Raw genomic sequence first — 13,226 nt, forward strand, 5'->3', positions numbered from 1 at the left:
GGTAGGGGCTGGGGCCGTCGAGGGGGTAGGTGTCGGTCACGGACCCATGCTACGTTTAGGTCTAAACATTTAGGTCTAAATGTGAGGATGGCGTGATGCGGACAGTGCTGGTGACCGGGGGAGCGACGGGGATCGGACGGGCCACGGCGGAGCGGTTCCGGGCGGACGGCGACGAGGTGGTGATCACCGGCCGCCGGGCCGAGGTGCTGGCGGAGGCGGCGGCTGAGATCGGGGCGCGCGGAGTGGTGTGCGACGCGACCGACCCGGGGCAGGTCGAGCGCTTGCTGGCCGAGCTGCCGGACAGGATCGACGTACTAGTCAACAATGCCGGCGGGAACACCGACTTCGGCAGCATGGAGGACAGCCTTCAGCAGGTGAAGGAGAACTGGCTGGCCAACCTCGAGGCCAACCTGATCAGCGCCGTGCTCACCACGAGCGCACTCGCGCCGCGGCTGACCACTGCTGTCGTCAACCTGGGGTCGATCGCCGGGGCGCGCGGCGCAGGCTCGTACGGCGCTTCCAAGGCGGCGCTGGCGATGTGGAACGCCGATGTCGCAGCCGAGCTCGGCCCGCGCGGCATCACGGCGAATGTCGTGGCGCCGGGCTACACCGCGCAGACCGAGTTCTTCGGCGACCGGATGACGCCGGAGCGTCGTCAGACCTTGCTGGAGGCAACTTTCACGAAACGCGAGGGGCAGGTCGCGGATATCGCATCCACCATCCACTTCCTCGCGTCGGCCGCAGCGCGCCACGTCACCGGCCAGGTTCTGCACGTCAACGGCGGCGCGCTCATCACTCGTTAGTCCTTGAGGCCGGCGCCGATGTCCGCGCTCATGACGTACTTCTGGAAGACCAGGTAGAGCGCGACCAGCGGGATCATCGAGAGCACCGAGGCGCCCAGCAGAACCGACCAGTTCACGTTCTCGGCGCCGACGATGGTCGCGACGCCGATCTGCAGGGTGTACTTGCTCGGCTCGTTCAGGACGACCAGCGGCCAGATGTAGTCGTTCCAGCGCCACTGGAACGAGAAGATCGCCAGTGTCAGCATGATCGGCCGGGACAGCGGCAGCATGATCCGGAACAGTGTCTGCAACTCACTGGCCCCGTCGATACGGGCTGCCTCCAGCAGGTCGTTCGGCACGGTGAGGAAGAACTGGCGGAACATGAAGGTGCCGGTGGCCGTGATGACCGACGGTACGACGACGGCCGCGAGACTGTTGTAGAGGCCGAGGTCGCGCACCACCAGGAACAGCGGCGCGAGGATGACCTCGCCGGGCAGCATCGTGGTCGCCAGGATGCAGATGGCGAAACCCTTGATCCACCAGTTGGTGTACTTGGCGAGTGCGTAGCCACAGGCGGCACTCGCCACGATCGTGAGTGCCGTGGCCGAGACGGCGACGATGAGCGTGTTCACGAAGTAGTGCGCGACGTCGAAGCTCGTCCAGGCCTGCGTGAAGCCCTTGATGGTCGGATGCTTGGGGAAGATCGTCAGCGGATACGAGAACAGTTCACCGGCCGGCTTGAACGCGCTGAGCAGGAACCACAGCACCGGAACGCCGTACACGGCGACCAGGAGCCACATGAGTGCGGTCGCCCAGATCTTCTTGGGGAGTTCGCCCGTCGCGGAGGTCGCTGTGGAGTTGGCGGTGGCGGCCATGTCAGGAGTCCTTCCGCCGGTTGAGGGCGAGCTGTATCAGGGCGATCACCATCAGGATCAGCATCAGCACGAACGACGCCGCGCTCGCGTAGCCGATCTGGGCCCGCTGGAAGCCCTTGGTGTAGATGTACTGGACGACCAGGTTGTTCGCCGTCCCCGGGCCACCACCGTTGATGGCCTGGATCAGCGCGTACTCCTTCATCGAGCCGAGCACGCTCAGCAAGACGACGATGAACGTCGTCGGCGCGATCGCCGGCAGGGTGATGTGCCGGAACTTGGCCCACCCGCCGGCGCCGTCGAGCGACGCCGCCTCGTAGTACGCCGTCGGTACGTTCTTCAGCGCGGCCACGAACAGCAGCATGTTGAACGCCGTACCGCCCCAGGCCGCGGCCACGATGACGACCAGCATCGACAGATTCGCGTTCGACTGCCAGGGCACCTCGCTGCCGCCGAGCGAGGTGATCAGGTAGTTGACCAGCCCGAAGTTCTCGCCGAACATCCAGCGCCAGATGACGCCCGCGATGATCGGCGAGATGAGCCACGGCAGGAAGAAGATGACCCGCGCGACGGACTTGCCCTTGCTGTAGTTCGTGACGAGCAGGACCGCGGTGCTCAGGGACAGGAACAGCGTCAGCGGTACGACGCCGGCCGTGAACACCAGGGTCCGGACCAGCGCCGCGTAGAACGCGTCGTCCTGCAACAGGCGCTGGTAGTTGTCCAGTCCGACGTACGGCGCGGTGCCGATGCCGGTGTAACTCGTGAACGAGTACAGCAGGCCGGTCACCGCCGGCCAGACGAAGAACGTGATGAGCAGCAGCAGGTTGATCGAGATGAGCGCCAGCGGTGCTGCGGTGTAGCGGTTGAGGCGGCGTTGCGGCCAGAGTCGTCGCACCGGCGTCAGCCCAGCGAGGCGTTGAGGCCGTTGACGATGTTGTCGACCGTCTTCTGCACGTCTTGCTGACCGTTGACGAACTTCGCCAGCTCACCCTTGGTCGGGTCCTCACCGGCTTCCTTGCCCGCGAGCAGCAGTTTCGTCCCGGCGGCCTGGCCCGACGACGAGATCGGGTCGGCGAGCTCGATCTCCTTGGTGTAGAGCGTGTAGGCGTCGAGGGCGGCCTTGGACTTGAACGGGTACGTCAGCGTCAGACCGGACTCGACCGGCAGGTAGCCGTTCGACTGCGCCAGCTTGGTGTAGTTGTCGCGCTGGAATAGGAAGTCGACCCACTTCTTGGCCGCGGCCGCGGTGTCTTTGTTGTTGAAGGCAACGACCTTGCCACCGAGGTTGATGTCGGTGGCGTGCACCGGGCCCGGGGTCGGCGCGCTGGCCCACTCGAAGTTGGTGATGCCCTCGGCGAAGTCCGGGACCTGCCAGACGCCGGAGAAGTACGCGACCACCTGGCCGCTCTTGAACAGCGCGTTCGGGTCGCCGCCCGAGGTCCAGACCGACTTCGGCATCACCTTGTCGTCGTTCATCGCCTTGAACTTGGTCAGCGCGGCCACGGTCGCGGCGTCCGGCGTCTGGTACTTGTTGTCGGCGCCGAGCTGGAAGCCCTTGCCGCCGTTGTTGTAGATGAAGGCCCGGATCCGGGCGGCGGAGTTGTCATAGACCAGGTCGTACTTCGCACCGGTCGCGGTCCGCACCTTGGTCGCGGCCGCCAGGAACTCGTCCCAGGTCCACGTCTTGCTCGGATCAGCCGGTACGGCGACGCCGGCCTTGGTGAACAGGCTCTTGTTGATGAACAGGCCGGCCGCGGTGAGGTCGGACGGGATCGCGAGCACCTTGCCGTCCTGCTCGGTGACCAGGTCCTTACGGATCTTGTTGGTCTCGTTGTTCGCGGTCGCGCTCAGGTCCTGGAGCTGGTTGATCCACAGCGCGTCGAGCGAGGGGACGCTGGCGACGTCGGGCAGCGAGTTGGCCTGGGCCGACTGCCGCAGCTTGTCCTGGTAACCGTCGTACGGCTGGTTCACGACCTCGACGGTGATGCCTTCCTTGGCCTGGAACTCCTTGGCCAGGTCGGTGTAGCCCTGGATCTGAGCGGCCGTCGAGAGCCAGAACGTGATCTTCTTCGCACCGTCTGAGGCCGAGTCGTCGGAGCCGGAACCACAGGCGGTCAGTACCGCCGCGGTCGCCACCACTCCTGCCAGCCAGCGCCACCGCCGAAGGGAACCGGTCATCGTTTTTCTCCTTGTGTTCAACGCAGCCTGGGTAGGCGACGCTCGGACGCTAGGAGGCAAGCGCTTACCGCGTCAAGGGCAAATGATGTATCGATATACATTTAAGTCCTGACATAAGTCCCCTGAGCGTGAGGACAGTGCGGTGGACCAAGAATTCCTCGGATTGCTGACGGCCGCGAGCGAGGCGCAACTGGCGCGCACGCTGCCGGCTGGGACCGATCCCAGGCGGGTGGGCCGGGAGGTCCGGCGGCTGGTGGCCGGGTATGTGGGGGAGTCGAAGTACCGCGACGATCCGGCGATCCTCAAGCGGTTGCAGCAACTGTCCTCGGAGCTCGCGGAGCGGCAGCACGCGGACGGGACCTACGACATCGGCAACCTGCACTCGCCGCCTGACACGGCCTTCCTGATCCAGGACCTGTGTGTGGTCTGGGAGTTGCTGGCGGGCAACGAGCCGGCGGCAACGGTTCGCTCGGTGGTCCACAAGATCCTGGAGAAGGCCGGCCCGGCGTTGGCGAGCGGTGGTGTGCACACCCCGAACCACCGATGGGAGGTGTCGGCGGCGCTTGCCCGGATCAACCACATTCTTCCCGACCAGCGGTACGTCGACCGGATCGACGAATGGCTGGCCGAGGGGATCGATGCGGGGCCGGACGGCATCTACAGCGAGCGGAGCGCGATCTACGCCGCCGCGGTGACGAATCCCTCGCTGCTGACCATCGCGTGGCTGCAGGGCCGACCCGAGCTGATCGACTTCGTCCGGCGCAATCTGGAAGCGACGCTGTACCTGCTGGAGCCGAACGGCGAGGTCGACGTGATCGCGTCCCGGCGGCAGGACCAGCTTCACATCCGCGAGGTCTCGGACTACCTCCTGCAGTTTCGGGAGCTCGCGCTGCTGGACGGCGACGGCAGATTCGCTGCTGTTGCGCGCGGCATCGAGCGTCGCGGCGACGGTGAACTGGGAGACTTCCTGGCCGAGGTTCTCGAACGCCCTGAGCTGGCAGCGCCGCTACCGCAGGCGACTGAGCCGCCGACGGAGTTCGTCCAAGAGTTTCCTTCGCAGGCGTCGGTGCGGATCCGGCGGGGGAGCCGGACGGCCACGATCTTCGGTGGGTCCGACGTGCCTGAGGTGGGGGCGATCGCCTCCGGCCTCTCGATCAACCCGACGTTCTTCAAGCTGCGTCAGGGGGACGCGATCCTCGACTCGGTCCGGCTCGCGCCACAGTTCTTCGGTACCGGGCACTTCCACAGCGAGTACCTGCGCCGATGGTCGCCGTCTGTTGTCGAGCTCGGTGCCGAGGTTGCGGCGCCGTACTACCAGCCGTTGCCGCCAGAACGCCGTACGGCGGACGGCCGGTACGCGCTGACGCCCGACGGCCGGTTCTATGCGGCGATGGACTTCGGTCAACGGTCGAAGGACTACCGGACACTGCGGACGGCGATCACCGTGGCCGAGGTCGAGAACGGATTCGATCTGACCTTCGAGCTGGCCGGATCCGAGGCGCCGTACGCGATTGAGCTGTGTTTCCGGCCAGGTGGGGTGCTGTCGGGCGTCGTGGCGATCGAGGGTTCCGACAACTACCAGTTGGAGTCTGGTATCGGCGTGTATGCCGTGGGCAACGACCGGATCGAGTTCGGTCCCGGTACGGGAACGGCGCGGGTCGCGATGGATCCCGGCGAGCGGTATCGCATGCTCAACGGCTCGCTCATGCCCGACGGACTGCGCGTCTACCTGACCGGTTCCGCACCGTGTAGGCAGAGACTCGAGATCAGGACGGCGTAGCGGTCCTTGACCCCAGGGTTGTTACCGCGAACACTGGCCTCTTGATCCACGCACGCAGTGCTCAGGGGGTTCGGATTGACCAGCGGTAGCCTTCCGGGGCGTCAAGCGAGCCTGACCGACGTCGCGGTCCTGGCCGGCGTCTCGCACATGACGGTCTCCCGGGTGGTCAACAAGACCGGCCCGGTGAGCGCGGCGACCCGGGCCAAGGTGCTCGCGGCAGTGGAGAAGCTGAGCTATCGGCCCAACTCGGCGGCGCGCGCTCTGGTGACCGGCAAGTCCGGCATTCTGGGCGTCGTCACGCTGGATTCGACCCTCTATGGCCCGGCCAGCACGCTCTACGGCATCGAGCACGCGGCCCGCGAAGCCGGCTATTCGGTCACGATCACCAGCGTCGGTACGCCGAACAGTTCGGCGATCGCGGAGGCGATCGAGACGCTGCGGCGGCTGGCGGTCGAGGGCATCGTGGTGATCGCCCCGCATGCGGCCGCGAGCAAGTCGCTCGAGGGTGCGCCACTCGATATCCCGCTGGTCGCAGTGGGCGGCGGTCAGGAAGCGCCGGTCCCGATGATCGCGGTCGATCAGGCCGACGGTGCGCGCCGCGCCACGGAGCACCTGCTTGCCCTCGGGCACAAGACCGTCTGGCACGTGGCCGGGCCGGTCGACTGGCTCGAGGCTCAGGATCGTGAAACGGCCTGGCGGCAGACGCTGAAGCGGCACCGGGTCAGGGCGCCGCGCATCATCCGCGGTGACTGGAGCTCGCGCTCCGGGTACGCCGCGGGTCAGGCGCTGGCTCGCGAGAAGGATCTGACCGCGGTGTTCGTGGCCAACGATCAAATGGCGCTCGGTCTGCTCCGCGCCTTCACCGAAGCGGGGATCGCGGTGCCGAAGGACGTGCATGTCGTCGGCTTCGACGACATCCCGGAAGCGGCCTACTTCAGTCCACCGCTGACCACGGTCCGGCAGGACTTCATCGAGGTCGGCCGGCGGACGTTCCGCCAGCTGGCCGAGCAGATCGATGGTCGCGAGCCGGCTGCTCGCGACCTCGTGCCTGCTGAGTTGATCGTGCGGGAAAGTACCGGACCCAGATAACGTCACCGTCCCCGGAGGCCGACGAAGATCGGGTTCGCATAGAACCACAGATCTTCCCAGGGGTTGGAGTTCCCGAGCACGTCCATCACTGGTCCGGCGGGGTCGACAGAGGCGCCGTACGGACCGGGCGCGTTGCGTTTGCCGTCGGTGCCGCGCAGACGGAAGTAGCAGGGACCGTCGATCTTCAGGGTGTGGGACAGCGTCAAGGTGCCGGCGGTCTGCGTGACGTCCCATGACTTGATGACGCGGGCACCGGGCGCGGTCATGGTGTCGGGGTCGGTGACTGGGCCGGTCACGGTGCCCATGATGAGGTCGACCCGAGCGAGCTCAGGGTGAAGCTGGGCGTAGTTCCCGTCCTCGGTGAGATCGATGTCGATGGACAGCCGAACGGAGGACCCGCGCTTGACGTTCAGCCGCCCGCCCAGTGGCGCCTCTTCGCCGGTGCTGGCGGATCGCAGGCGGACGTCGAGACCGGAGATGAGATCGCCGTGGCAGGCCCAGATTCGGCCGGCCCGGATGGCATCCATCACCGGGCGATGTCCACGACCGGTCGCTCCGACCCAGGTCTTGGAGTAGGCGCCGGCCGGGAAGCCGCTGTAGGTGGTGACGGGCCGCCCCGCGCCGATCGGGTCCGGGAACTTCCCGGTGGTCATGAACGTGCGGCCGCTCTCGTCGTACGGCGTGTTGTCGTAAGAGCTCTGGTCGAGTGGGTCCACCGGGTTCCGCACCCAGTCGCCGCAGGCCTGATGGCCGTCGGAGCTGACCGTGATCCAGAACGGCTTGCCCTCCGCGAGCAGGCTGTCCCACACACCGCCGACGGTCGCCGTCATCCAGTCGAAGCCGCCGTGCGTTCGGTACGCCTCCTTCGGGAGGCCGGGGAACGAGTAGGTGCTGGGCGCGCTGTCGTACAGGCCGCGTCCACGTGCCATTCCGGGAGCGGGCACACCGGCAGCCTGGTGGCCGGGCGCGCCTTCCATGCCGAGGACGATGCCCGGAGCGGCGTCGCGCCAGGCGCGGAGCTCATGGGGTGAGTCGATGCCGAGTCGACACGGGTGGTTCGCCAGCACCAGCGCGTCCGGGATCCGTCCGTCCCGCACACCGCGGTACAGGAACTTGATGGCTTCGATCGCCAGCGCTTCGTTCGCGGGCGTGCCGTCGCGGGTGTTGGTGACCCGGGCGTCGTACTTGCTCACGAACTGGTTCAGGAACTCGGCCTCATCCTTGCCGGGGGCAAGCATCAGGGTGGCGTGCTCGGCGCCGGGCACGTTCCACTCCATGCCGAGGAAAACCAGGATGTCCTCGAGGCTGGCCTTCCGGGCGGCCCGTACGTCGGCAGCCAGCATCGGCACGCTGTACGACGAGAAGGCCGCGTTGCCGTGATCCGTGATCACCATCCAGTCGAGCCCGTGATCGATCGCCCGCTGGACCTGGTCGTCGACCCGGAACATTGCGTCGTTGCTGTACTGGCTGTGCAGATGGTGGTCACCCGCCAGCCAGAGATAGCCGCCGCGCCGGGGCCGGCCGGGACGGGCAAGTGGAGCCGCTGCTGCCGGCGTACCGAGCGTGGCCGCCGCGGCGACGCCTGCGCCCGTCAGGCCTGCGTTGCGCAGAAAACTCCTGCGTGGGCTACCGCCCGGAACATCGCTCATGGGTTCGTCGATCCCTTTCATCGTGCCTGGCGGCGATGAATGTGAGGCCTTGACGTTGCCGGTCGACTCGGCCACAGTACGACCACTGTTAACGTTAACACCCTGGTGAGGTCGACGTGAAGATCAGCATCCGCCCCGCTCTTTTCGCAGTCATCGCAGTGATCGCTGTCTTGTGTGGACAGCTCATGATGCCCGCCGCCGAAGCTTCCCGAAGCAGTCCGGCAGCAGCGCCGTACGCCGGTTATGTCTTCACCTATTTCACCGGCAACTCGATCGCGGGGGAGAAGATCTACTTCGCCGCCAGTCGTGGCAACACCGCCCTCAAATGGGACGAGCTCAACAACGGCCAACCCGTGATCGAGTCCACCAAAGGCACCCTCGGTCTGCGCGACCCGTTCCTGATCCGCTCTCCCGGCGGGGACAAGTTCTTCCTGATCGCGACCGACCTGTCGATCGGCCGCAACGGTGACTGGGATGCCGCGCAGCGCAAGGGCAGCCGCTATCTGGAGGTCTGGGAGTCGACCGACCTGGTCGCCTGGTCCGAGCAGCGCCATGTTCTGGTGTCGCCGGAGACCGCAGGCAACACCTGGGCACCCGAGGCCTATTGGGACGATGCACTCCAGTCGTACGTCGTTTTCTGGGCATCGAAGCTGTATGCCGCGAACGACCCTGGGCACACCGGTTCGACGTACAACCGGATGCTTTATGCAACGACTCACGACTTCCGGACCTTCAGTGCACCGGCGATCTGGCAGGACCGGGGCGAGTCCCGGATCGACTCGACGGTGATCAAGGAGAACGGCGCCTACTACCGCTTCACCAAGGATGAGGGTGGTGGCGGCACGGGCTGCTCGGACATCATCCAGGAGAAGTCGGCATCCCTGACGGCCGTCGATCTCCCGGGCAAACCGGCGTGGGCGATGCAGGACTCGTGTATCGGCAGGGATGCGGGGACATCGGCGGTCGAGGGGCCGACGGTCTTCAAGTCCAACCCTGGTGACACTTCCGGCTCGAAGTACAACCTGTTCGTCGACGAGTACGGCGGCCGTGGATACATCCCGCTTGGCACGAACGACCTCGAGGCGCCGAACTGGAAGGTTCCGCCGAAGTACTCGCTGCCGGCCAGCCCGCGCCACGGCACCGTGCTGCCGGTGACGCAGGCCGAGCTCGACCGGCTCCGTAACGGCTTGGTGCTGCCGACTCCGGTGCGGGCGGATGCGAACGGGCTGGTCGCGCACTACCCGTTGAACCAGACCAGCGGGACGAAGGCGACCGACGTGACGGGTCACGGGTACGACGGAGTGGTCGCCGGTGACGCGAGCTGGGCCGGTGGCGCACTCACTCTCGGCGGCACCAACGGACACGTGAAACTGCCGAACGACCTGATGGCCGGGCTCGGCGCGATCACGGTCTCGGCCAAGGTCTGGATCGACCCCGGCCAGGCGACGCCGTACTTCATCTGGGGGCTCGGCAACACCGCAAGTGATATCGGCAACGGCTATCTGTTCACCACCGGCAACAACTACCGTACGTCGCTTGCCTCCGGCAACTGGTCGACCGAACAGACGGCCGCTTCGTCCAGCGCCGTACCGCGGGGAGCCTGGAAGAATCTCACCTACACGCTCACGCCACAAGGCGTTGCCACGATCTACCTCGACGGAGTCCAGGTCGGTCAGAAGACCGGGGTGACTCTCGATCCGGGTGATGTCGGCGGTGGCCGCACGACGGCCAACTACATTGGGCGTTCGGTCTACACCTCCGACAAGTACCTGAAGGGCAAAGTGCGCGACTTCCGCCTCTACAACCGGGCGTTGTCGGTCACCGAGGTGCGCGATGCGGATGCCGATCCGCGGGCGATCCTCGGCGCCGATCTGGCGAGCCTCAAGGTGCCCGCGATCATCGACGACGCGTCGTCCACCGTGACGCTGCCGGTCGTCCCGGGGACGAATCTCACCAAGCTGGCACCGGCCTTCACGCTGGTCTCCGGCTCGAAGATCAAGCCCGCCGGCCGGGTCGATCTCAGCTCGCCGAAGACGTTCGTCGTGAAGGCCAGGGACCGGACCATGCGGGCCTGGAAGGTCAAAGCCGTCGAGATGCGCTCGCCCGTGCTGCCTGGCTACAACGCCGACCCGAACATCGCGATCTTCGGCGGCACCTATTACCTCTATGTCACCAACGACGGATTCCCGGGCTGGGGCGGGAAGGATTTCTACGTTTGGAAGTCCAAGAACCTCAGGGACTGGAAGCGATCGGAGAAGCCGTTCCTCACTCTCGACGGAGCGAACGGCAACGTGCCGTGGGCGACCGGGAACGCGTGGGCGCCGACGATCATCGAGCGCGGTGGCAAGTACTACTTCTACTTCTCCGGACACAACCCGACGTACAACCGGAAGACGATCGGCGTCGCGGTGGCCGAGAGCCCGGAGGGACCCTTCACCGCGCAGCCGACCGCGATGATCCTGAACAACGAGGCCGTCACATCCGGCCAGACGATCGACCCGGCCGCGTTCCGCGATCCAGCAACAGGGAAGTACTACCTGTTCTGGGGCAACGGAGCACCGGTGTACGCCGAGCTGAGCGACGACATGCTGTCGATCAAGGCGCCGAAGCCGATCAGCGGTCTGACCAGCTTCCGTGAAGGGGCCTTCGTCAACTATCGCCAGGGGACGTACCACCTGACCTACTCGATCGACGACACCGGTTCACCCGACTACAGGGTCGGCTACGCGACGGGCCCGAGTGTGGACGGGCCCTGGACCTACCAAGGCGTCATCCTCGAGAAGGACCCGGCCCAGGGAATCCTCGGGACCGGGCACCACTCGATCATCCAGATCCCCGGCACCGACGACTGGTACATCGCCTATCACCGATTCGGCATGCCCGGCGGCGACGGCCAGCACCGCGAAACCACGATCGACCGCTTGACCTTCGCCCCGGACGGCACCATGGCGAAGGTCAAGCCGACCTTGAGCAGCATCACCCCACGCAAGATCTGACCGGGATCGGTGCCGACTGGTCGGTCATTCCGCTCCGACCGACCGTCGGCACCTCGTGTCGGAAACCAATGCCGGCCAACGGTGGGGTTGCTAGTTTTCGAGACACGCTCTCCGGCCGAGTGTGGGTCACCGGGTGGGCAGGTAGGTGCCGGTGCGGAGCGGATCGAGCACGAACATCGTTGTGTAGCGTTTGACGTTGGGCGCGTCCTTGAACAGGTGTTGGGCGAGCTCGCTGTGGCGCGCCATGCCGATGGTGGCGAGCACTACGACGTAGTCCCAGTCTCCGGAGACGTCGTACGCCTGCTGCACCTCAGGCACCGCGAGGAGCCGCTGCGCGAACGCGTCGTGGTGACCACTGGACTCGCGTTCGAGGGTGACCAGGACAACCGCCAGGACGATGTCAGCAGTGCGACGCGCCTCGAGCACAGCGACGTGACGAGCCAGCACGCCTGCCGACCGGTACCGGTTGATTCGTCGCTGCACCGCGCTGGCGGACAGTCCCACATCCTCACCTAGTGCCTGCAGCGTCCGGCTCGCGTCCCGCTGCAGGGTGTCGAGCAAGCGATGGTCGATTTCGTCGAAGGTCATGCGGCGAGGGGGCACGCAATAATCTTGCGTCCGAAGGGGAAAAGTTTCAAGATGCACCACTTGATTCGCGCTTAAGGTCGTAGCGAAATGAGAACCGAACGACCGGAGTGTGAATAATGCTGAAGACCGCGATTGACTTGGATCCTGCCCAGATCTCCAGGGCGGTGGGGGTCATCGATGAGGTATTCCTGAACAGCCCGCAGTTTATCGATCCGATGATCACCGAAGCATTAGGTCGGCAGATCGTCATGAAGATCGAAACGGCAAACCCACTGCGTAGTTTCAAGGGCCGGGGTGCAGAGTTCCTGCTCCATCGGCTCGCCGAAGACGGCCTGAGTGCGTCTCATCTGGTCTGCGCGTCGACCGGGAACTTCGGTCAGGCAGTGACCTATGCCGCGCGCCGCCGCGGCAAACAGGTCACCGTGTTCGTGCCGGCGGACTGCAATCCCACCAAGCGCATCCGGATGGAGCGACTTGGTGCACGAGTGATTCTCGCCCGGGGCGACGGAGACGATGCAGCAGACGAGGCGCGCTCCTTTGCCGCTGAGCGGCACGACACCCTCCTGATCGAGGACGGCAACGAGCCCGCGGTCGCCGAAGGCGCAGGCACCATCGGGATCGAACTGCTCGAGCAACCGATCGACACAGTCGTCGTTCCTGTCGGTGACGGTGCGTTGATTACGGGTATCGGATGCTGGCTGAAGACGCACGCACCGCATGTCAGGGTCATCGGGGTGTGCGCCAGCGGAGCGCCTTGCATGATGGATAGTTGGCGCGCGGGAAAACCGGTCGCCACCGAGCGCGCCTATACGATTGCCGAAGGCATCGCCGTCCGGGAGCCCGTGCCGGCATCCGTCGCGCGACTGGCGGCCGTTGTCGACGACATGGTGCTCGTCGACGACACCGCGATCCTCGACGCGATCGAACTCGCCTCGCGCTGCCTCGGAATCAAGGTCGAACCGGCCGGTGCCGCAGGGCTGGCGGCGCTGACCGTGCACGATCTCCCCGGCAAACTGCCCGCCACTGTCATCACCGGGGCGAACCCACGCCCGTGACCGCGCCGCCGGCCTTTACAACCCACTGGGTCACGCGGGTGAAATGCCTGCCTGGCCTCAGTTGGAGCGGCGAGGAACCCCGCCGCGCCAACTCCCGAAGCAGTCGGTAACGTCCGAAGAATCGGAGGGCGTGGTCTTCGGTTCTGACCGGAAAATAGATCCGGATGCGACGCCTGGGAAATGGTCAGGCGATTCGCGGTCTCACAGACGCCACCGTTAGACGGAACCTCGCAACGG

General features: G+C 66.0%; 10 protein-coding genes. 5 read left to right on the top strand and 5 right to left on the bottom strand.

The window, feature by feature from the left end; genetic code table 11:
• Positions 1–95 precede the first annotated feature (95 nt).
• Positions 96–803: an SDR family NAD(P)-dependent oxidoreductase gene (locus E1263_RS28080; protein WP_238161586.1), complete on the top strand. Its 708-nt coding sequence runs from the start codon at positions 96–98 to the stop codon at positions 801–803.
• On the opposite strand, the gene E1263_RS28085 is transcribed toward E1263_RS28080, so the two are convergent.
• Genes E1263_RS28085 through E1263_RS28095 form a run of 3 tightly spaced genes read right to left on the bottom strand, consistent with a single transcriptional unit; the run spans position 800 to position 3,832 of the window.
• The gene (locus tag E1263_RS28085) at positions 800–1,657 is read right to left on the bottom strand and encodes a carbohydrate ABC transporter permease (RefSeq protein WP_132172697.1); all 858 of its coding nucleotides are present in this window, start codon (positions 1,655–1,657) and stop codon (positions 800–802) included. The genes E1263_RS28080 and E1263_RS28085 overlap by 4 nt on opposite strands.
• A 1-nt stretch (position 1,658) precedes the next feature.
• Positions 1,659–2,549, bottom strand: a complete 891-nt coding sequence (locus E1263_RS28090) for a carbohydrate ABC transporter permease (RefSeq protein ID WP_238161587.1) — start codon at positions 2,547–2,549, stop codon at positions 1,659–1,661.
• Between the two features lie 5 nt (positions 2,550–2,554).
• Positions 2,555–3,832, bottom strand: coding sequence for an ABC transporter substrate-binding protein (locus E1263_RS28095; protein WP_132172699.1), 1,278 nt, complete (start codon positions 3,830–3,832; stop codon positions 2,555–2,557).
• A gap of 142 nt (positions 3,833–3,974) precedes the next feature.
• On the opposite strand from E1263_RS28095, the gene E1263_RS28100 reads away from it, so the two are divergent.
• Together E1263_RS28100 and E1263_RS28105 are read left to right on the top strand one after the other, a co-directional pair.
• Entirely contained in the window at positions 3,975–5,612 is a 1,638-nt protein-coding gene (locus E1263_RS28100) for a hypothetical protein (RefSeq protein ID WP_132172701.1), read from the top strand.
• Between the two features lie 75 nt (positions 5,613–5,687).
• Positions 5,688–6,701: a LacI family DNA-binding transcriptional regulator gene (locus E1263_RS28105; protein ID WP_238161589.1), complete on the top strand. Its 1,014-nt coding sequence runs from the start codon at positions 5,688–5,690 to the stop codon at positions 6,699–6,701.
• Between the two features lie 2 nt (positions 6,702–6,703).
• On the opposite strand, the gene E1263_RS28110 is transcribed toward E1263_RS28105, so the two are convergent.
• Complete coding sequence (locus E1263_RS28110; RefSeq protein WP_202869082.1) at positions 6,704–8,350, bottom strand: PHP domain-containing protein; 1,647 nt, start codon at positions 8,348–8,350, stop codon at positions 6,704–6,706.
• A 116-nt stretch (positions 8,351–8,466) separates the two neighbouring features.
• Here E1263_RS28110 and E1263_RS28115 point away from each other — a divergent pair, with 116 nt between their 5' ends.
• Positions 8,467–11,346: a family 43 glycosylhydrolase gene (locus E1263_RS28115; RefSeq protein WP_202869083.1), complete on the top strand. Its 2,880-nt coding sequence runs from the start codon at positions 8,467–8,469 to the stop codon at positions 11,344–11,346.
• Between the two features lie 126 nt (positions 11,347–11,472).
• Here the strand turns inward: E1263_RS28115 and E1263_RS28120 are convergent, their stop codons facing one another.
• Positions 11,473–11,934, bottom strand: coding sequence for an Lrp/AsnC family transcriptional regulator (locus tag E1263_RS28120; RefSeq protein WP_132172703.1), 462 nt, complete (start codon positions 11,932–11,934; stop codon positions 11,473–11,475).
• A gap of 116 nt (positions 11,935–12,050) precedes the next feature.
• On the opposite strand from E1263_RS28120, the gene E1263_RS28125 reads away from it, so the two are divergent.
• A complete protein-coding gene (locus tag E1263_RS28125) occupies positions 12,051–12,989 on the top strand; it encodes a threonine ammonia-lyase (RefSeq protein WP_132172705.1) in 939 nt (312 codons plus the stop codon).
• The last annotated feature ends 237 nt before the right edge of the window (positions 12,990–13,226 follow it).

This window comes from Kribbella antibiotica, from assembly GCF_004349055.1.
Classification (GTDB): Bacteria; Actinomycetota; Actinomycetes; order Propionibacteriales; family Kribbellaceae; genus Kribbella; species Kribbella antibiotica.